We start from the raw sequence: 21,621 nt of genomic DNA on the forward strand, positions 1-21,621 counted from the left end.
TTATTGTTTATATTCTGCATTGTATGAATTCGCCCCTGAATGAACAGACAATAATGTATCAGCATAACCGACAAGCCGATTGACGATTTCGTCTGCAATTGCATAGACAAGTCCGTGTAATTTGCGATCATGTAATTCAGGGTCATCAAAAATGATCGTTGTATTAATGAAAATATGCTTTGTATCGTAAAGGTTATAATGAATAATTGCCTTCCCAGCTGCACCGCCAGTAACCGGATCGCGAAAGCTAGGCAGGAAGAGATACCATTCCTCTGCAGTAGGGGAGCGGAAGTTTTTTGTAAACGTCATTCCGTTTATTTCTTTTTCAATGCGGTCCTTTAGTTTTTTATCCACTACTTCGATAATTTTCCCGTTCAATATAGCTCCTACTTCCTAAATATTATCGTAAATGTGTATTTATAGGATGACTATTTCTGCTGAAAATTATGTTGTAGATGTTATTGGAGGAAAATAAATTGAAGGGAAATTTCCAAGAAAAAACCTGCCAACCTCCTCATTAAGGATGTTGACAGGTTAAAACGGAAAAAGTAATTAAATTTTCATGACTCCGCCAGTACTAGCAGATGTAACAAGCTTAGAATAACGAGCTAAGTAGCCTTTTTTCACTTTTGGCTCAAAGCCTTTCCAGTTTGCACGTCGTTTCGCAAATTCTTCATCAGAGATTTCAAGCTGGATTGTCCGTTTCTTTAAGTCAAGCTCGATAATGTCACCATCTTCAACAAACGCAATTGGACCGCCTTCTGCTGCTTCCGGTGAGATGTGACCGATTGAAATACCACGTGATGCTCCTGAGAAACGTCCGTCAGTGATTAAGCCGACCTTCGCTCCAAGACCACGTCCAACAATTTGTGAAGTTGGGGCAAGCATTTCTGGCATTCCAGGACCACCTTTAGGACCTTCATAGCGAATAACAACAACATGTCCTTCTTTTACTTTGCCTGTAATGATTCCTGAGAGAGCTTCCTCTTGTGAATCAAAGCAAATTGCAGGTCCACGATGATAGCCGCCAACCTCTGGATCAACTGCACCAACTTTAATGATTGAACCGTGTGGTGCGAGGTTACCAAATAGTACAGAAAGACCACCTTCCTCTGAATGTGGATTACTTAAAGGACGAATGACATTTTCGTCTAAAATCTCTGCACCAGCAACATTTTCACGTAATGTTTTTCCAGAAACTGTTAGACAGTCACCATTAATTGTACCTGGCTTTTTAAGAAGCTCATTAATAATCGCACTAACGCCACCTGCATTATGAACATCCTCAATATGGTAATCTGATGCCGGCGCAATTTTTGCTAAATGTGGTGTGCGTTTCGCAATTTCATTAATTCTTTCTAATGAATAGTCAATTTCAGCTTCTTGAGCTAAAGCAAGTGTATGAAGAACCGTATTTGTTGATCCACCCATTGCCATATCTAATGCAAATGCGTTATCGATTGCATCAATTGTTACGATATCACGTGGTTTAATATCCTTTTCAATTAGCTCCATCAGTTGTTTAGCAGAGCGTTTAACAAACTCCTTACGTTCAGGCGCAACTGCTAAAATCGTTCCGTTACCAGGGAGAGCTAGTCCAAGTCCTTCAGCTAAACAGTTCATAGAGTTTGCTGTGAACATTCCTGAGCATGATCCACATGTTGGACATGCAAATTGTTCAATTTCCTGTAATCTTGCTTCATCAATTAATCCAGATTGATATGCGCCAACACCTTCAAAAACGGATGTTAAGTCAAGAGGGTTTCCTTCCTTGTCAACCCCAGCCTTCATTGGTCCACCACTTACAAAGATTGCTGGAATATTCACTCGAAGTGCTGCCATCAACATTCCAGGTGTGATTTTGTCACAGTTTGGAATACAAACCATTCCATCGAACCAGTGTGCAGAAACAACCGTTTCAACTGAGTCTGCAATAATTTCTCTACTTGGTAATGAGTATCTCATTCCAATATGTCCCATCGCAATTCCATCATCAACACCAATCGTATTCATTTCAAATGGAACACCACCGGCTTCCCGAATTGCCTCTTTCACGATTTTTCCGAATTCCTGTAAATGTACATGACCTGGAACAATATCAATATATGAGTTCACAACCGCAATAAACGGTTTCCCAAAGTCCTCTTCTTTAACACCAGCAGCACGGAGCAAGCTTCGATGTGGTGCACGGTCAAATCCTTGTTTAATCATATTACTGCGTAATTCTGCCACCCTTAATCACTCCATTTTTAAAATTTCATAATTTCAAATAATTTAAATTATTAATATCTTAACACTATTTTAACTATTATCATAGATTTACAAAAAAACTTTTTTATAAAAACATTTTTATCGGTTAAAAGGAGATGAATTAGTAGAATTTTTTAGTAGGTGAGAATTTATTATAGCTTTTAATAGAGATTCTCGTATTTTTTGCAACAAAACTAGTAATTTTTTAGTTACATAAGTATTAAACTATGTTATGGCATAAGAAAAGGGTGGGAGCATTGGGTGAATCAAGAAAATGAACTGAGGAGATCAAGAGTCAAGCGTAAAAGGCGGAGAGCAAAAAAAACGCTTTTGCAAAGTTTACTAGTTTGTTTTCTCATTCTATTCGGGGGAGTCATGTATAGCCAATTTGGAAAACAGGAAGAAGTTGCAACAAAGCCTGTCGAGGATAATAGTAGTAATAAACAAAATAAAACACCAGAAAATCCCATAACAGGAGAAGAGATAAAGAAGCCTAAAGAAGCTATACCTGTTGGAGAAGTTCAAGAGCAAATTGATAAAGCTCAAATCAAAATAAGTGCAGCAGGAGATTTTACTCTTGGAACAGATGAAACCTTTCAATACAGCGGTTCATTTGTTGATGAAGCGACAAAAAATGATTTGTCCTACTTTACCAAAGGACTGGACATCTTTCGCAAAGATGACTTAACTACAGTTAATTTAGAAACGACATTAACAAATGCAACGCAAAAGGCAAATAAAACATTTCGTTTTAAAGGAGATCCTTCCTACGCGAAAATATTGACCTTAGGTGGGATTGATGCAGTTAATCTCGCCAATAATCATATATATGATTATTTACAAAAAGGCTACGATGATACGATTGCTACATTAAAGCAATATAGTGTCGGTTACTTTGGCTACGATCATGTTTATCTTGAGGAGATTAACGGGGTAAAAATTGGTGCAATAGGATTTGAAGGTTGGGATGATACAAAAGAACTTCGTAATAAAGTTGAAACAAATATTAAGCTATTAAGAGACAGGGGGGCACAAATTGTTCTTGTCCATTATCATTGGGGGATTGAAAGACAATATGTACCAAATGAAGTTCAAAGGTCATTAGCAAAATATACAATCGATAGCGGGGCTGACTTAATCATTGGACATCATCCTCATGTTATTCAAGGAATAGAAGAATATAATGGTAGATTTATTGTTTATAGTCTTGGAAACTTTATGTTTGGCGGGAATCGAAACCCAAATGATAAGGATACGTACGTATTTCAGCAAACCTTTTATTTGGAAAATGGAAAGGTGACAGATAAAAAGGAAATAAATATTGTTCCTTTTTCGATTTCGTCTGTCACAGACCGAAATAACTATCAGCCAACTGCTTTAAAAGGAGCTGAATTTGAGCGGGTAATGCAAAAAATTGTTGATTCATCAAATCAAATCGCTGGGAGCGAATGGCTTGTTTACGATATGGAAGCTGATGAATAATTGATTATTGCTTTATTATTTGAAAGAGATTGACCTATTTTATGATAAGGTTTTTCTCTTTTTTTACCCACTTTAATAAGCTTTACCACATGATGAAGAGGTAATTTTGAACTCTCTGTGAACATGTAAAATAACCATTGCAAGTATAGATAAAAAGAAGTAAATTAAAAGTGTAAAGAATATGTGAAATGTTTCACAAATGAAATCGGTGGATTTTATGCTATCAACCAATCTTTTTTACCTAATCTTGTGAAATACTTCACAAATAAAAATAAGGAGTTGAGCCATTATGAAATGGTGGGAAAATGAGAAGGTTAGCATTATTTGGACAGTATTACGTGTTTGGTTAGGGATTCAATGGATTGAGGCAGGTTGGCATAAAGTAGCTGATGGTTTTGATGCAGGAGGATTTGTTCAGGGGGCAATTGGAAAAGCAACAGGTGATAACCCAGCAGTCCAAGGATGGTATGCGAATTTCTTAGAGGGTTTTGCCTTACCGAATATTAAGCTATTTAATGTTCTTATCCCTTGGGGCGAAGTATTAGTTGGTATTGGGTTAATTGTTGGGGTTGCGACAATTCCAGCATTAATAGCTGGAGCATTTATGAATTTAAACTTCCTTCTAGCAGGAACAGTAAGCACAAATCCGATTTTATTCACAGCAGCAATCATTCTCATGTTTGTTGGAAAAGGAGCTTATATATGGGGCGGTGACCGCTTCCTTGTTCCTTATGTAAAACAACGCTTCTTTAATAAAGATCATCATCAAGTGAATAATCCGAAACAAGGTGGAAAGCAAAAAAAGGCAATCGTCTATTAAAATAGAGTTTAACAGAGATGCTTACTAGAAAAGGATAAAGACAGGATTTAACATGAAAGAAAGCGGAAGAATCTAGTAGATAGCCTCCATCGTAGGGGTGACACTATGATTCATCCGCTTTTTTTGCTAATTGACGTACAATATGGTTTTTGATAGCTTACTCTAATTCAATCCTTCCACTATTTACGTCTAGAATAATGTCATGTTTTCCCGTGCCGCTCTTTCCTTCAATTGAATGCTTCTCTTCATTTATTTCTGAGAGGGCATAATTTGTAGAAATATCACCACTGCCAATCTCACCTTTAAGACGAAAATCTGCTGAATCTGGAATATCGACCGTTGCATTACCAGAATTCACCTTCACGCTAAGGTTATTTGACAAATCAGCTAGGTGTAAATCTAATCTGCCAGATGTAATAGAGCTATTTAATTCACCAGTATAATCTTTAATTTCGATATTTCCTGATTTCATTTTTACTGTTCCGCTGTTTGCTGTCAGAGAGTGGATCTCAAGATTTCCAGAGGATCCTTCACTTTCAAATGTATTTGCTGAAATGTCCTGTACCTCAATATTCCCAGATCCGATTTCGATGGCAAGTTTATCTAATTCCATTTTTGATTTTCCAGAAAACTGAACATTTCCAGAACGACTTTTTATGTTAAGCTCTTTATCAAATTGTTCAGGAATATAAATTGTTAGTTTTTTGTTGTTAAATGAGAAGAAATTAATCCAATTTCGCGATTGTAATTCAACTTTAATCGTATCGCCCTTTTGTTTAAGTTCAACCTTTCCTTTCCCTTTATAATCAAACGCGACAGTATTACGTTTTTCAGGAATAATTATCGTACCAACACTGGAAACATCAATATCAATCTTGGAAATATCATCTGTAACAGAAATTTCATCGTTATTCCCAGCAAATGATAACCAAGATGTATTTGTCAAAATAAGAAGAAAAAGTCCAACGATAAAAAACAAGAATATCAAAAACTTCTTCAAATATATCCCTTCTTTCAATCTAGTTTTAAATGAATATCGAAATCTTAATGTTATTTTAGTTGAAGCTGGATAAGGTTACAATGAACCCTAGAAGGATCTCATTCTAGGGCTAGAGGTGTATGTTGAAAATGTAGGCTTATTTTGAATTTATTGGCAAAATATAGAATATACGATATTCAATGAGAAAGCAATAATTGTTTAATAAGTATGATAGATATTTAATGAATGTACAAGAATGAAAAAGAATTGAGGAAAATGATATTCTAGGAACTTGCCTCACTATCTAGCATGATAAATGAAAGAGTGTTGCCATTCTATAGGTGGATTTGGGGGAGCCCTCATTTCGTGTTACGAAAAACGAGCTGTTGCGATTTATAATAGTACTTTGAAGCATGAATCAGTAGTGGAGCACTTTTTTGCTGATATTTTTCGATAGAAGCATTACAATAATATACTCTTATTCACGAAGAAGAGGGGATGAAGATGATATAAGAAACTTAATCTTGTTTATAATTGTCTAGCTCCATCACCAAGCAGCTGACAATCTTCACTGACCGATGAATAAGCGTGCTTTTATTGGTAACGCTTTTTTAATGTGATAAAGATCACTGACACAAAATAGTAAGAGTTCTCTTGTGATATTGGCGTTTATAAGTGGTACAATAGATATATATTAATAATAGAAAAGGGATTATAGAAGTGTTATGAAAAAAAGCTATCAAGAAAAGAAGACGGAACAGTCTATGTTTAGTATTTTATCAGCAACGGTAAAAACGGGTATTATCAAATCAAATCTCATTACAATGCTCGCAGGACTAACCCTCGCATTATACACATATCATTTTAGTATAGTTGATAAAATACCAGAGATTCTCCTAGCAACAATTGGATCCATTCTAATTATTGGAGCTGCTGGATCATTTAATAACTTATATGATAGAGATATTGATGCCATCATGGAACGAACGAAAAGCCGACCGACTGTAACAGGGGAGATAAAGTTCAAAACAGTATTATGGCTTGGAATCGCTATGTCGATTTTGGGTTTAGCTGCACTCTATTTTACTACTCCACTCGCAGCATTACTTGGATTTTTAGGTTTATTTATGTATGTTGTACCTTATACGATGTGGAGTAAGAGGAGAACGATTTATAATACAGAGATAGGGAGTATTTCTGGAGCGATGCCACCACTTATTGGGTGGGCAGCAATTTATCCAGATATTACTCATCCTGCCATCATCGGTTTATTTGTTATTCAGGTAATCTGGCAAATGCCGCATTTTTATGCGATATCGATAAGAAGACATGATGAATATAAGGCGGCAAAAGTACCGATGCTCCCTGTTGTTAAAGGCGTAAGACGGACATATATTCAAACGAATATTTATTTAGTTATTTTAATTCTGTTTAGCTTACCGTTTATTACTTTAAGCTTAGGATTAATGTTAGTTGCACTTCTTTTAGGAATTGCATGGCTAGTTTTAAGTATTTATGGTTATAAGAAGATGGATTCTGAGAAATGGGCAAAATCAATGTTTTTATTTTCACTCCTTCATATGACTGTGCTATTTTCAACTGTAATTATTTATTCATTAATGGGTATTTTCTTTCATTTATAACATGTAAACGACCTCGAAATCGGGGTCGTTTTTTGTATGCAAGAAATATAAGAACGAAAAAATTTTTCGAGAATTATATATCGATTAAAAATTTCGATATATGTATTGTTTTCTTTAATAATATCGATTAAGATTTATCGTAATAGTTTATTAAAAGGGGGGTATATCATCATGGCATACTCAAAAGAGGAGATTTTGCCTATATTGCTACATATTAGTCGAAATGCGAGTAATCAGGAGGAATTGTTAACAACGTTTCCTGATGCCGGGTCCTTACTTGAAGAGTTTGTACAAGAAGGCTTGCTCGAGTTGAATTATCATCATTTCTATATGATTACGGAAAAGGGAATGAAAACGATTAGAAAATTAGTAGAGAAACGTTCACATCATAAACATGGTTCGAAAAAGAAGCCTCCTAAGCGAAAGGGGCTTATTCAGCTTGCTATTCTTCAGCTTTTAAACGAAGCGCCTAGACATGGCTACCAAGTGATGAAGCTATTGGAGGAAAGAAGTGAGGGACATTATTCGCCAAGTGCTGGTACGATTTATCCAGCTCTACAAGATTTGCTTGATCGAGACTTTATAGGTGTTCATGAGCAAGCTGATAAAAAGGTATATGTTTTACATACGACTGGCTTAGAGTATTTAAAAGATGTTGTTCAGGATGAGGAGCAGTTTTGGGAGGATTGGCGTTTTAAATTAATGTGGAAGCAATCAAAGGAAGCTGCACTATTAAAGGAACAATTTGAGAAGTTTCAATTGGAATATCATTATGCGCTACGAAGTGTAATGGGAAATCCGCAAAAAGCGAATGATTTAATCTCCATTCTTGAGGATAGTCGGCAAAAATTAGTCAATTTGTCAAAGCATGATGTAGAGGGAGGAGAAGAATGAAATCTGTTCAAAAACTATTAAGATATACAGCTCCATATAAGCTGTTCGTTATCCTTGCTCCGATTTTGATGGCACTTGAGGTAGCGATGGATCTATTGCAACCTGTGATTATGCAAAAAATGATTGATAACGGAATTGCAAATGATGACATGTCTTATGTGATTCAAATGGGGATTTTTATGCTGCTTGCAGCCGTGATCGGTTTAGTTGGTGGTGCAAGCTGTACGATTTACAGTACGAAGGCTGCGGTAAATGTAGCAACTGATTTAAGAAGAGATGTATTTAAGCGTGCGCTTCATTTTTCTAGTGAGAATCGTGATGCTATTGGAACGGGAAAATTAATTACAATCCTTACAAGTGATATTGCAGTGCTTCAAAATGCATTGATGATGACATTGCGTGTATTTGTAAGGGGGCCGCTATTATTCATCGGTAGTATTTTTATCGTCTTTTTTCAAGCGAGGGAATTGTTTCCGATCTTGTTGGTGTCGATTCCGATTTTAGTTTGTTTTATTGTCTTTTGCTCAAAAAAGGCAGGACAATGGTTTAAAAAAGTACAGGAGGGGCTTGATCAACTTAATACGAAATTGCAGGAAAGCATCGCTGGAATTCGTGTCATTAAAGCCTTTGTGCGTAAAGACTATGAAATTAGCTTATTTAAAAAGGTAAACGATTCGTTAACGAGGAAAACAATTACAGCAGACCAAATCATCACAGTATTAATGCCAATTTTATTATTTGTGATAAATTGTGGCATTATTGTTGCGCTTTTATTCGGTGTCATTCCTGTAGGGGAAACGATTATTCAAGTTGGTGTTATCCTAGCATTTATTAACTACTTAAATATTATTTTAATGTCATTAATGTCTAGTAGTACAGTTCTTATGCAACTAATGAGAGCATTCCCATCTGCAGATCGGGTTCAGCATATATTAGAAGTTGAAAATAAAATTGAGAGAGTAGAAGATATAGAGTCTGTCACTAGAATACAAGGTGATGTAGAATTTCGGAATGTGTCATTTTCGTATACGAATGATGGGGAAGATGTATTAAAAAATATTTCATTTTCGGCTAAAAAAGGAGAAAAGATTGGAATTATCGGTCCAACAGGCAGCGGGAAGACAACCTTAATCAAGCTGCTGCCAAGGCTATATCAGCCCCAAAAAGGTGATATTTTACTAGATGGGATAAGTATTTCGAAACATCATTTAGACAATTTACGATCATCGATTGGGTTTATTTCGCAAAAGCCAATCCTTTTTTCAGGTAGTATTTCAAGCAATTTAAAGTTTGGAAAAGAATCAGCAACAGAGGAAGACTTCATTATCGCGGCTAAACAGGCTGCTGCTTTTGAGTTTATTGAAAAGCTTGAACATCAATTTGATTACCATTTAACACAAGGAGCAACAAATTTATCTGGTGGGCAAAAACAGCGGCTATCAATTGCAAGAGCTTTAATTAGAAGACCTTCTTTCCTTATTTTGGACGATGTTACTTCTGCAGTTGATGCTGGCTCAGAGCAAGCGATATTGCATTCATTAAAATCAGATTTTACGGATACGACGTTATTTGTTGTCGCTTCTAAAATTTCTTCGATCATCGATGCGGATAAAATTCTTGTCCTCGATGATGGACAGCTAGTAGGCGTAGGAACACATCAACAATTGCTGGAAACATGTGAATTATATCAGGAGATTTATTATACGCAAACAGATAAGGGGGGAGTTGTTGTTGAGTAGTCAACCTAATCAAATAGTAAAAATACAGCAAACAACAGGTCCGAAAGCGAGAATTCACCCTAAGGCTGCTAAAACAAGGAACCCAAAACGAACGCTTCGTAGGATTTGGCGATATATGGAGCAGCATAAAGCCGGTCTTGTTTTATCTTCCATTTTTGTCGTCATTAGCTCGTTATTGAGTTTGCTTGGGCCGTACTTTATTGGGGTGATAATTGATCATTTCATCATTCCGAAGGATCTTGATGGAACGATTAGAATGTGTGCCCTGCTTTTAGGGATTTATTTTGCTACATCTGTATTTACGTGGCTGCAGGCTTATATTATGGTTAATCTGTCGGTCAAAACGATAGGAACGTTACGTGAGGACTTATTTAAAAAGCTTCAAACCTTATCATTGCAGTTCTTTGATCGAAATAAAGATGGCGAATTGATGAGTAGATTTACAAATGATATCGAAAATTTAAATCAAGCGTTAAGCCAAAGTGTTATTCAAATCATTTCATCGATATTAACCGTTACAGGTGTAACGATCGCAATGTTTTCATTAAATTGGGTATTAGCGATTGTATCATGTCTGACAATTCCACTTATGCTATATGTTACGAAAAAAATTGTGACGGCAAGCAGAGAAAATTTTGCGAAAAGACAAAAGGATGTTGGTGAGGTAAATGGATTTATCGAGGAAGCAATAAGTGGTAGTGAAGTGATATCGCTATTTGGCAAAGAGGAAAAATCATATTCGCAATTTCATGAAGTCAATGAACGTCTTCGCAATTCAGCAATGAGAGCGGATATGTTTTCAGGTTTTCTTGGACCTACAAATAACTTTATTAGCAATATAGGTCTTGGCTTAGTCATCGGCGTTGGAGCGATTATGGCGTTGAATGGACATGTCACAATTGGGGTTATTGCATCCTTTATTACGTATTCGCGACAATTTTCCCGACCGATAAATCAGATGTCAACATTGTTGAACTCAATCCAAGCAGCACTTGCTGGTGCGGAACGAGTATTTGAAACGATGGATGAGGTTCCTGATCTTCAGGATCGAAAAAATGCAGTATCTGTAACACATTTTAAAGGTGATATTGAATTTTCTAATGTTCATTTTAGTTATGAACCGAATAAACCGATTTTAAAGAATATTCATTTTCACGCTGATGCAGGTAATATGATTGCGTTAGTTGGACCAACGGGATCAGGAAAAACGACAATTATTAATCTTCTGCTTCGTTTTTATGATATTCAAGCAGGGGAAATAAAAATTGATGGAGAAAATCTTAAAAATTATCGAATTCGGGATTTGCGAAGACGGATTGGCATCGTTCTTCAGGATCCGTATCTCTTTTCTGAAACAATTATGGAAAATATTCGCTACGGCAGACTTGATGCAACTGACGAGGAAGTCATTTCTGCAGCGAAAACAGCTTCTGCACATCAATTTATTAAGTATATGCCAAAGCAATATCAAACAGAAATTACAGCCGGCGGGGCAAATTTAAGCCAGGGCCAAAAGCAATTACTATCGATCGCTAGGGCTATTTTAGCTGATGCTGACATTCTTATTTTAGATGAAGCAACTTCAAATATTGATACAAGAACAGAGGTGCAAATTCAAAAAGGACTATCAAACTTAACAAAAGGCAAAACAAGCTTTGTTATCGCACACCGCTTAAAAACAATCGAAAAAGCAGACAAAATTATCGTCATTAAAGATGGAGAAATGATCGAACAAGGAACACATCATGAACTACTTAACGAGCGCGGCTTCTACCAATCCTTACATGCTAAGCAATTTGAGATTTAAAGAACGAGGGTGACTTTAATAGGGTCTGACCCTCCAACAAACACTGGTATATAGTAAATTAACCTAGTCGTTAGTCTATATACTGTGTTTTGGGGGGGCAGAACCATTGAGTTACCCTCTTTTTTAGTAAACATTATTTAGTGATATTCTTAATTGAAGAAAATTTTATCATAATTTTAGTAAATATTTATTAAAAAGATATAAAGGAATAGTAAATTTTTAAATGAACTATCATAGGAAAGGGAATGTTTCTATAAGGCTTGATTTTAATTTATTATTTGAAAATATATAGTGAAAATTGCAAAAGATTTTACTAGTAAAAATCGATAAAAAAGGGTGTTGAAAGCGTTTCATTCCTTTGGTAACATCTAGGTATCTAGTAAATATTTAGTGATGAAAATGGAAAATAAATTGTAGTGGGGTTATAGCTATGACAACGATTAAAGAAATTGCAGCACAAGCGAATGTTTCAAGCTCAACCGTATCGAGAGTATTAAATAATGATCCTACGATTTCAGTAACGGCTGAAACAAGGAATCGAATATTAGAAGTTTCAAAGGAATTAGGCTATAAGACAGTGAGAAAACGGAAAACTGAGCAAAAACGAGCAAGAACAACAAGCCCTCGAATTGGAATCTTTTTAACACATACATTAGAGGAGCAAGAGGACGGAGTTGATGATCCATTTTTCACATCGATTAGACAAGGGGTCGAGAGTGAATGTATTAATAGAGGAATCTTTACGAATAAAGTCATTCGTTATGTAGAAAAGTGTGAACAAATAATTGATGAAATTGACGGATTAATTGTCATTGGCAGTATGGAGCTTAATGAGATACATCGGATTGAAGGATGTACAGATAATATCGTATTTATCGATGGCTCACCAAATGAGGATAAATATGATTCGATTGTGATAGATTTTGAAAAGGCGACGTTAACTGCATTAACACATTTATTAGAGCAGGGATATCAAAAAATTGGTTATATCGGTGGAAGGCTAAGAATGGCAGAGCAAATAATTGAAGATAAACGACATTCAACCTTTATCAAGAAGATGAAGTCAAAGGGGTTATATGATGAGGACTTTGTGTTAATAGGCGAATATACGATGACACAGGGGTATGAAATGATGAAGGAGGCGATAAAAAAAGGGAAGTTACCTGAAGCCTTTTTTGTTGGTAGTGATTCAATGGCGATCGGTGCTATGCGGGCAATCCATGAAGCGAACCTCAAAATTCCAGAGGATATCGCAATCGTTGGCTTCAATGACATCCAAATGGCTAGATTTGCAAGCACGCCATTAACAACCGTAAAGGTGTTTACTGAACAGATGGGACGATTAGGTGTACAAATGCTATTAGACCGTCTTGCTGGACGTGAATTACCACTTAAAGTCATCGTTCCAACAAAATTAATGCTTCGCGATAGCACGAAATAATAAATTTATTTCATTTAAGGAGGTGATGTGAAGGAAGGAAATCAGCATTTCAATTTTGATAAAGGGGGAAAAGATGCTTCAAAAAAAAGAAGATTAAAAAGTCCTCATTTCTAATTTTTCAATTTGGCAGAATTGAATTAATTAGAATGGAATACAAGACTTTTTAATCTAAAGTTTCCCGTTTGATAAGGGAAAAAAGAACTACAAGTATAGTTTAAGGAATGGAAATGAAAAGCGCAAACATTATGCTTTTACTTACATCATTGTTCTTTTAGCAGCATGAGGCTGTTCAACTCATTCAACATCAAATGGAATGTGGGGGAAGAAAATGAAAAAGTATTTCAGTATGTTTATGGTTGTTATCGCTTTCACGATTGTAATAGCTGGTTGTTCATATAAAGGAGCATCAAATGAAACTTCAGAGGATGGAAAGACTACATTATCTTTATTTTTAACAATGTCAAATGAAGGGGAAAAAAAGGCAATAGAAAGCCTTGTTGCAAAGTTTGAGGAGGAAAACCCTGATATTAACATCGATTTAAATCTTCCAGGTGGAGATTATGAGGATATGCTACGAGTAAAAATGGCGGCAAATGATATGCCGGATTTATTTGATACACATGGGTGGTCACAGCTTCGTTATGGTGAATATGTGGCAGATCAAAAGGAAATGGATTGGGTTCAATACCTTGACCCTTCATTAAATGAAATCTTAAAGGATGATAGTGGAAAGGTTTATGCTTTCCCACTAAATCAAGCAAAGGACGGGATTACGTACAACGCAAATGTGCTAGAGAAATATGGAATTGAAGTACCGACAACATTAGATGAATTCATGACAGCTCTTGAGACAGTGAAGGAAAAAAGTAATGGCGAGGTTACACCTTTATGGATTCCAGGTGGTGATAAATTTACAATTGCCCAAATCTTTGATGAGCTTGCGACACCGTTATTGATCACTGATGAAGAAAATAGCTATGGTAAAGAGCTGGAGGATGGCTCGTTTGATTGGTCACTTTATACACCACTTGCAGAAGCATTAGTTGAGATGCAGGAAAAGGGCTTATTAAATGAAGATGTTCTAACAGCGAAGCTACAGCAGGCAACTGAATTAATCGCTCAAGACAAAATTGCCTTCACCTTTGTTGCAGGATCTTTAGGACCTGATGCAACAGATTTAAATCCAGAAGTGAAAATTGGAACAATGCCTGTTCCTGCTATACATGAAGGAGATACACAAAGCTGGATTGGCGGAGAACGCCATACAATTGCGATCTGGAAGGATACGAAGCATCCTGAGGAAGCAAAGAAATTTATTGACTTTATGGCAAAGCCTGAAAATGTCAAGATTATTGCAGAAGGAACATCTGCACCAGATGCACTTACAAATGTCGATGCTGAAAACTATTTCTCAGAATACTACAAAAAATATGAAGCGATCAATGTTCAACCATATTTCGACAGAGTCTATTTACCCAGTGGCATGTGGGATGTTATGGCAACGACAGGCCAAGAGCTACTCGCAGGCACATTAACACCAGAGCAAGTGTCAAAGACAATGGGAGAAGAATATACCCGCTTACGAAAGCAAAACTAATATTTTGTTGAAAGGCATTTGGGGACAGTCCCCAAAAAATACTGCCTCTTCATCCTTTAAATAAGGAGTGGAATGTATGAGTGAACTTGTATCAAAAACTGAACACTCAGTACAGAGGAAGCTGCAAAAGAGGAAAGGAACAAAGCAATCGTCACTCTGGTGGATGTATGTTCCAAGCTTTGTCGTCGTATTTTTATTCATCGTTTATCCATTTTTAAATGGAATCCAATTGTCATTTACAAATTGGAATGGCTTTTCGCAGACATATGATTTTATTGGCTTTGAGCAATATAAGCGACTATTTACTGATCCGACAACATGGTTAGTTGTAAAAAACACATTGCTTTATGGGATAGGAAGTACGATTCTCCAAAATGTAATTGGCTTGCTTTATGCTTTGCTACTGAACCAAAGCATTCGAATGAAGGCTGTTACGAGAACGGTGATTTACTTACCTGTTATTATTAGTCCATTAATTATGGGGTATATCTGGTATTTTTTCTTTGCCTTTCAAGGAGGAGCCCTTAATGATGCATTGCAATTTTTCGGTATTGAGAAAATCAATGCTTTAGGAAATTCAGATTTTAATACATGGATTATCGTCTTTGTGAACACGTACCAATATGTTGGAGTAGCGATGATTATCTATTTAGCTGGTTTGCAAAGTATTTCAAGTGATTACTATGAGGCAGCGCAAATTGATGGTGCATCACCATTTCAGCAATTTAAACAAATAACGTTACCATTGCTCATGCCTTCCATCACGATCAATATGGTTATCAATATTATCGGTGGATTGAAATTATTCGATGTTATCGTTGCATTAACAGGGGGAGGTCCTGGGAATGCGTCACAATCTATGTCGACTTTTATGTACGATTTATATTTTCAACGGCAGGATGCAGGCTATGCGGCAACACAAGGTGTGTTCATGGCGATTATTATTCTTATTCTTAGCTTAGCTGCCCTTGTTTATTTTAGGAGCAAGGAGGTTGAGGCGTGATGAATCAAAAAATGAAGCGAAATCAATCGATATTAACGATTATATCGTTTCTCGTTTTGCTGTTTCATCTTGTTCCATTTTACATTTTAGTTACAACTGCGTTAAAAGCCAAAGGCGATTTTAGTTCAAAATGGGTCTTTCCAAGGGAATGGAATGTTCAAAATTTCAGTGAAGTATGGCATTCGGCAAATTTAGGTCCTGCCTTTGTAAATACGGCGATTATTACTGTGTTTTCTGCGCTATTGCTTATCTTTTTTGGTTCAATGGCTGCTTACCCAATGGCGCGTCGTCAAACGAGGTTAAATAAATTTTTCTATTATTTGTTCATTTCAATTATGATCATCCCGCCGTTAACAGCATTAGTCCCACTTTACAAACTGGTCGTAAATATTGGAATGATGAACACGTATGAGGTAGCAGTACTAAATAATGTTGCTGCATATATGCCATTAACGATTTTTCTATATGCTGGATTTATTCGCTCAACGATCCCGAAGGAATTAGAGGAAGCAGCAAAAATTGACGGTGCTAGCACATTAGGGACATTTTTTAGAATTGTGTTTCCGTTGTTAAAGCCTGTGACAGCGTCGATCTTAATCATTTCCTGTGTTTATATTTGGAATGATTATCAATTTGCGATTTTCTTCCTCCAGGATAAATCAATGCATACAATAACGGTGACCTTGGCGAGCTTTTTTGGTACAAATCAGAACAATTTAAATCTAGTAGCATCTGCAGCTATTTTAGCGATGTTGCCAATGACAATTTTATTTTTATTTTTACAAAAATATTTTATTGCAGGGCTTTCAGCAGGTTCTGTTAAAGGGTAGTTTTAAAGTTTACTATAAGGCAATCTATTTTTTGAAATGATCATATGGAGGAGATATTAATGTCTAAAATTACATTTATCGGTGCAGGAAGCACAGTATTTGCAAAAAATGTTTTAGGAGATTGCATGTTTGTTCCAGCGTTGGCAGGATTTGAATTTGCTTTATTTGATATCGATGCAGGTAGGTTAAAAGATTCAGAAAATATGTTAAACAATTTAAAAAATCATTATAACAGTACAGTGACGGTGAAGGCGTATTCAGATCGGAAAGAGGCGTTACGTGGAGCGAAATATGTCATTAATGCAATTCAAGTTGGAGGATATAAGCCAAGTACGGTTATAGATTTTGAGATTCCGAAAAAGTATGGGTTACGACAAACGATCGCGGATACGATTGGGATTGGAGGCATTTTCCGTTCACTTCGGACAATTCCGGTCATGCTTGATTTTGCGAAGGATATTGAAGAGGTTTGCCCTGACGCACTTTTCTTAAATTATACAAATCCAATGGCCACTTTAACTGGTGCGATGCTTCGGTATACAAATGTAAAAACAATTGGGCTATGTCATAGTGTCCAAATTTGTACAGAGCATTTGTTCCGAGATTTAGAGATGGATCATGAAGGAATTGAAGAGAAAATTGCAGGAATTAACCATATGGCATGGCTGCTTGAAATAAAGCGTGATGGTAAGGATTTGTATCCTGAAATTAAACGACGTGCAAGAGAAAAGCAAAAAACAAAGCATCATGATATGGTTCGCTATGAATTAATGGATAAATTCGGCTACTATGTGACAGAGTCTTCAGAGCATAATGCTGAATACCATCCGTATTTCATTAAAAGCAAGTATCCAGAGTTAATTGATAGATACAATATTCCGCTTGATGAATATCCAAGACGATGTGAGCACCAAATCAAAAGCTGGGAATCGATGCGCGATGAAATTGTCAATAATTCGCAGCTTACCCATTCTCGTTCACATGAATATGGCTCCCGTATTATTGAGGCAATGGAGACGAATGTCCCGTTTAAATTTGGTGGAAATGTCCTTAATACAGGCCGTCTTATTAGCAATCTACCGGAAAAAGCTGTTGTGGAGGTTCCATGTGTTGTTGACCGCAGCGGGATTATGCCAACGTACGTCGGTGATTTACCTGAACAGCTCGCTGCCTTAAATCGAACAAATATTAATACACAGCTATTAACGATCGAAGCAGCCATTACAAATAAACGTGAACACATTTACCAAGCTGCAATGCTAGACCCACATACAAGCGCAGAACTATCAATCGACGACATCATCTCCCTATGCGACGACCTCATCGAAGCCCACGGCCTAGCGGGGACAGTCCCTCAATACATTAAAGGGTGAAAGTGGGGACAAAAAGTGGGGACAGTCCCCCAATATAGTAAAGCGTGAAAGCAAGTACTGATGTAATAAGCAATTGATGGTTAGACAGCCGCAATTTTTCGTTAAAGTAGGGGCAGTCCCCCTTAAAAGGGGGACTGTCCCCAAAAAAAGATAGACTATACTTATTTACATAATCGTATGATAATGGAAATGGAGATTTTTTCATATCATACGATTATTTTACGAGAAAGGTAGTAAGACATGGAAACAGTACAACAGCTTCAGCCTCAGAAGAAAACGATTTATTTGCCCTATTTTGTTATATTTGTTGGTTATTTAGTTTTTGGCTTTTCGGAAAATATTAAGGGTCCGGCGATTCCTCGCATTCAAGCAGATTTTGCGATTGATGAATTGCAAATTGGAACATTATTAGCGTTTAATTCGCTCGGCTTTTTGCTTGCATGCAGCTTTACAGGTGTGCTTACGTCGAAGTATGGGATTAAGCTTGCGAGTATTCTTGCATTTGGAACGATGGTTCTTTCAGGGGTACTTATATACATATCAAACAACTATCTGTTTTTCTCGGCATCTTACTTCTTAATGTATATCGGGAATGGATTACTAGAAATAGCACTTGCTATATTAGCGGCAAGAGTGTTCACGAAAAATACCGGATTTATGATGAATTTATCGCATTTCTTTTACGGACTTAGCTCAACAGCAGCACCGATTATGGCAGCTGGTTTGATGGGAGTGAATATGTTTGGTAATGAATTAGGCTGGCGCGGAATGTACTTTCTTATGCTAGCGTTATGTATCATCCCGTTAATCCCAGCCATTTATAGCAAATTCCCAAAAGATTCAGTAGCAGTTGAAGAAAAAATCCCGTTGAAGGTGTTTTTAAAGGATCGAGCAGCATGGCTTATCACCTTGATTCTTTCACTAGGGGTAATTGCAGAGCTCTCAATAGCAGGCTGGCTCGTTAATTTTCTTGAGAAATCGTATCATTGGAGTTCAACGTCATCATCTGTCATGCTGTCTGTCTTTTTCCTTTGCTTTATGCTAGGTAGATTATTATTAGGTTTTGTAACAGATAAAATTGGCTTTATGACTTCACTCATTATTTTTTCTGCTGTTGCCGGAGTTGCGACGATTGTTGCAACGATTCTTGGGCCAGCAGCGATTTGGTTATATGCTGTTGCCGGGTTTGGGATTGCCCCAATTTATCCGACTGTTATGGCTCTTTTAGCAAAACGATATCCAAATGGCATTGATGCAGCTATCTCCGTTACAGTAACATTAATGGGAATTGCCGTAGTAATTGGGAATTTCCTTATTGGAGCAATAATTGACGGAAGCAAAGACTGGTTTGCCTCAATCTATGGAAATGAAATTGGTGTCGTAAGAGGCTTCCAAATGGGTTTTATCTTTATTGGGGTATGTGCTTTATTATGTTCGATTTTTAGTTTATATTTGCATGGCTATTTAAGCAAAAGAAATGAAATGATGTAGACATTTTAAAGAGCTGACAGATTGATTTTTGTCAGCTTTTCATTTTTTATAAAATTTATTTAGGCTATGTTAACGCACTTTGTTTAATATAGTGAAAATTGCGAGACTCATGCCCATATCCATACCAATTACTCGCACCCCTCTGGAGCCTCAATCAATCTTAAAATCCCAATAATCCTTTAGAAAATGAAAAGAAAAGACCTGTCATAAGCAACAAATCAAATCGTTTATCCTTTTGCCAGGTCCTTTCGATTCGGTGCAGAAGGAGGCTCTTCAAACCAGCCATTATCAATCATAATGTTAGCACCATCAAGTGAAAATTCAGCAACCTCTATCATTAAACGGCTATATGAGGCAGCTAAATCCTTTCTCGTTGAGCCACCCATGCTCGCGCCATAATACCCCATCCCAGAATTAGTAAGGGCTGCAGTATGAAACATCATGAGCTTTTCGGAAAATGGCGGTTCCTTTGATGTTTCCGGTAAAATTTCAGAGGTCATTGGGGAAAGAATATTATCCTGACTTAATATTTTCGTAAAAACAGCACTGTGATGCTTGGCGATTTCTGCACCTCGAATCATATATTGACGAACTTCCTTTGATTGGGCAACTTGACTAAATCCTGTTAATAGAGCTGTTCCAAGTGTATTACGATATAAATTGAAAAATAAAAATGAAATTTCAATCGAAGTAAGCGGCCGCTGTTCACCAAACCAACCCGCAAGAAAATGTTGCTTATGGACAAACTTTGCCTGATTTGGATATGGAATATATGGTGCTCGTATAAAGAGTCCCTTTTCTTGCATAACATTACTTGTTCGATTAAATAATTCAGCAGAAGATTCTAAGCATGAAGTATAATATTCACGAATATCCATCCGAGAGGAAACAAGCAAAGCGACACTATAGCTATTTATTCCAGCAGATCCCATGTTTTGAATATAATAGAGCATAAATGAATCAGAAAATAATCTTTTTGCATTCACATTGACATCCTGCTCTGTAAAACCTAAAGGTATTGGGATCTTTTCATTAGAAAATATTTGTCTTATCACCTCAATATGCTTTTTTGACAAATCAAGTGCATATTCGAGAACAGCACGAACGTCTGGATCTTCAACATGATTTAAAAAATATGATATCGTACAAACTCCTAATGTATCATTTAAATAGGAAGTCCATAAAACAGACATTTCACTTGCTGTTAGTTTTATATGTTCGTGATTCATACCCATGGAAACTTACCTCCGTCTTTTGCGCCTAGAGATAATATTTCCAATTTTCATTCATCCTATTAAAAAAATATAATGGGGACTGTCCCCAAAGTTATAAAAAATGATAAATTATTATGACTCCTTAACACCAATAACACGAATTCTCCGATAATCAAGTATCCAATTTCCATCCTTATATAGGTTATCTCTCAATTTATCTTCAAGCTTATTTAACATTTCTGTTTTTATTGCTTCATCGATTCCGGTAAATAAATCAGTAGCAAACATCGTCATCCATTTTTTTATGCCGTCCTCTCCAGTCAATGGTGTTGGTCTTTCGAAAAGCTGGGCAAGCTTCACTGTAAATCCTGTGTCTTCCATTAACGTTGTATACTCAGAGATGCTCGGGAAGTACCAAGGATTATATTGAAGATTTTCCTCATAGCCATATTGAATAAGCAGTTCAAAAAACGCATCTGTTAAGGACTGAACATTTCCTTTACCACCAAATTCGGCAACAAAGCGTCCATTTTTCTTTAAGCTTTTATATATACAGGTTAAAGCCTTTTCAGGTGGTTTTATCCAATGAAGGGCGGCATTTGAAAACACTGCATTAAATTCATTGGAGAAATCCATGTCTGTTGCATCGCATGGAAAAAATGAAAGATTGGGGTATTTGTCCCTTGCTTGCTTAATCATATTTTCCGACTTATCAATCCCGATAACTTCGATTGAATCATTCGATAACGTGCTCGCTAAATCACCAGTACCACAGCCGACATCAAGTATTCTTTCTCCAGGGCGTGGTGCTAGCAGTTGAATCATACTCTCCCCATACATCGAAACAAATGAATGGCTATCATCATAAAGCTTAGCATTCCATTGGTCTTGTCTTGTTTTCATCGTATGAACGCACTCCTTTTTTTCTTTTAGTTAAAAATCTCGCTTTTTTCATTGGCTATTTCTGTAAACATAAGTATACTTGAATCAATTAATAATGGATATTAACAAAAAATATTAAATTTAATAACGATTTGTTATTAAGGGAGTGAGTAATA

Annotated in this window: 17 protein-coding genes; 12 read left to right on the forward strand and 5 right to left on the reverse strand. The window is 36.5% G+C overall.

The annotated features are described in order from the left end of the window. Both ACTJJ9_RS09590 and ilvD read right to left on the reverse strand, forming a co-directional pair. A complete protein-coding gene (locus ACTJJ9_RS09590; protein WP_440768644.1) occupies window positions 1–309 on the reverse strand; it encodes a hypothetical protein in 309 nt (102 codons plus the stop codon). Window positions 310–552: 243 nt separating this feature from the next. Beyond that, entirely contained in the window at window positions 553–2,232 is a 1,680-nt protein-coding gene (gene ilvD / locus ACTJJ9_RS09595) for a dihydroxy-acid dehydratase (RefSeq protein ID WP_170944326.1), read from the reverse strand. A 393-nt stretch (window positions 2,233–2,625) separates the two neighbouring features. Here ilvD and ACTJJ9_RS09600 point away from each other — a divergent pair, with 393 nt between their 5' ends. After that, on the forward strand, window positions 2,626–3,732 hold the full coding sequence (locus ACTJJ9_RS09600; protein ID WP_145580768.1) for a CapA family protein: 1,107 nt from the start codon (window positions 2,626–2,628) through the stop codon (window positions 3,730–3,732). A gap of 289 nt (window positions 3,733–4,021) precedes the next feature. Further along, complete coding sequence (locus ACTJJ9_RS09605) at window positions 4,022–4,552, forward strand: DoxX family protein (protein ID WP_095300009.1); 531 nt, start codon at window positions 4,022–4,024, stop codon at window positions 4,550–4,552. 157 nt (window positions 4,553–4,709) lie between these two features. On the opposite strand, the gene ACTJJ9_RS09610 is transcribed toward ACTJJ9_RS09605, so the two are convergent. Beyond that, window positions 4,710–5,552 (reverse strand): DUF4097 family beta strand repeat-containing protein, encoded by an 843-nt coding sequence (locus tag ACTJJ9_RS09610; protein ID WP_170944327.1) that lies wholly within the window; start codon window positions 5,550–5,552, stop codon window positions 4,710–4,712. A 704-nt stretch (window positions 5,553–6,256) separates the two neighbouring features. On the opposite strand from ACTJJ9_RS09610, the gene cyoE reads away from it, so the two are divergent. The 10 genes from cyoE to ACTJJ9_RS09660 all read left to right on the forward strand — a co-directional run bounded on the left by cyoE (window position 6,257) and on the right by ACTJJ9_RS09660 (window position 19,349). Beyond that, window positions 6,257–7,174, forward strand: a complete 918-nt coding sequence (cyoE, locus tag ACTJJ9_RS09615) for a heme o synthase (protein ID WP_145580770.1) — start codon at window positions 6,257–6,259, stop codon at window positions 7,172–7,174. 171 nt (window positions 7,175–7,345) lie between these two features. Then, the gene (locus ACTJJ9_RS09620) at window positions 7,346–8,068 is read left to right on the forward strand and encodes a PadR family transcriptional regulator (protein WP_145580771.1); all 723 of its coding nucleotides are present in this window, start codon (window positions 7,346–7,348) and stop codon (window positions 8,066–8,068) included. Then, window positions 8,065–9,807: an ABC transporter ATP-binding protein gene (locus ACTJJ9_RS09625; RefSeq protein WP_145580772.1), complete on the forward strand. Its 1,743-nt coding sequence runs from the start codon at window positions 8,065–8,067 to the stop codon at window positions 9,805–9,807. Before ACTJJ9_RS09620 ends, ACTJJ9_RS09625 begins: the two co-directional genes overlap by 4 nt. A 13-nt stretch (window positions 9,808–9,820) precedes the next feature. Continuing rightward, a complete protein-coding gene (locus ACTJJ9_RS09630; protein WP_440768645.1) occupies window positions 9,821–11,614 on the forward strand; it encodes an ABC transporter ATP-binding protein in 1,794 nt (597 codons plus the stop codon). 430 nt (window positions 11,615–12,044) lie between these two features. After that, window positions 12,045–13,055: a LacI family DNA-binding transcriptional regulator gene (locus ACTJJ9_RS09635; RefSeq protein WP_145580773.1), complete on the forward strand. Its 1,011-nt coding sequence runs from the start codon at window positions 12,045–12,047 to the stop codon at window positions 13,053–13,055. 328 nt (window positions 13,056–13,383) lie between these two features. After that, a complete protein-coding gene (locus tag ACTJJ9_RS09640) occupies window positions 13,384–14,652 on the forward strand; it encodes an ABC transporter substrate-binding protein (protein ID WP_095300015.1) in 1,269 nt (422 codons plus the stop codon). A gap of 76 nt (window positions 14,653–14,728) precedes the next feature. Continuing rightward, the gene (locus ACTJJ9_RS09645; RefSeq protein ID WP_145580774.1) at window positions 14,729–15,655 is read left to right on the forward strand and encodes a carbohydrate ABC transporter permease; all 927 of its coding nucleotides are present in this window, start codon (window positions 14,729–14,731) and stop codon (window positions 15,653–15,655) included. Further along, window positions 15,655–16,485, forward strand: a complete 831-nt coding sequence (locus ACTJJ9_RS09650; RefSeq protein WP_145580815.1) for a carbohydrate ABC transporter permease — start codon at window positions 15,655–15,657, stop codon at window positions 16,483–16,485. Before ACTJJ9_RS09645 ends, ACTJJ9_RS09650 begins: the two co-directional genes overlap by 1 nt. A gap of 59 nt (window positions 16,486–16,544) precedes the next feature. Beyond that, window positions 16,545–17,858 carry an alpha-glucosidase/alpha-galactosidase gene (locus tag ACTJJ9_RS09655; protein ID WP_095300018.1) on the forward strand — a complete coding sequence of 438 codons (1,314 nt, stop codon included), beginning with the start codon at window positions 16,545–16,547 and terminating at the stop codon, window positions 17,856–17,858. A 240-nt stretch (window positions 17,859–18,098) separates the two neighbouring features. Beyond that, window positions 18,099–19,349, forward strand: a complete 1,251-nt coding sequence (locus tag ACTJJ9_RS09660; protein WP_145580775.1) for an MFS transporter — start codon at window positions 18,099–18,101, stop codon at window positions 19,347–19,349. Window positions 19,350–19,576: 227 nt separating this feature from the next. On the opposite strand, the gene ACTJJ9_RS09665 is transcribed toward ACTJJ9_RS09660, so the two are convergent. Both ACTJJ9_RS09665 and ACTJJ9_RS09670 read right to left on the reverse strand, forming a co-directional pair. Continuing rightward, window positions 19,577–20,584 carry a DUF3231 family protein gene (locus ACTJJ9_RS09665; RefSeq protein WP_145580776.1) on the reverse strand — a complete coding sequence of 336 codons (1,008 nt, stop codon included), beginning with the start codon at window positions 20,582–20,584 and terminating at the stop codon, window positions 19,577–19,579. A 111-nt stretch (window positions 20,585–20,695) separates the two neighbouring features. Continuing rightward, window positions 20,696–21,466, reverse strand: coding sequence for a class I SAM-dependent methyltransferase (locus tag ACTJJ9_RS09670; protein WP_145580777.1), 771 nt, complete (start codon window positions 21,464–21,466; stop codon window positions 20,696–20,698). Between the last annotated feature and the right edge of the window lie 155 nt (window positions 21,467–21,621).

The organism is Metabacillus sp. 22489 (assembly GCF_052044855.1).
Taxonomy (GTDB): domain Bacteria; phylum Bacillota; class Bacilli; order Bacillales; family Bacillaceae; genus Metabacillus; species Metabacillus niabensis.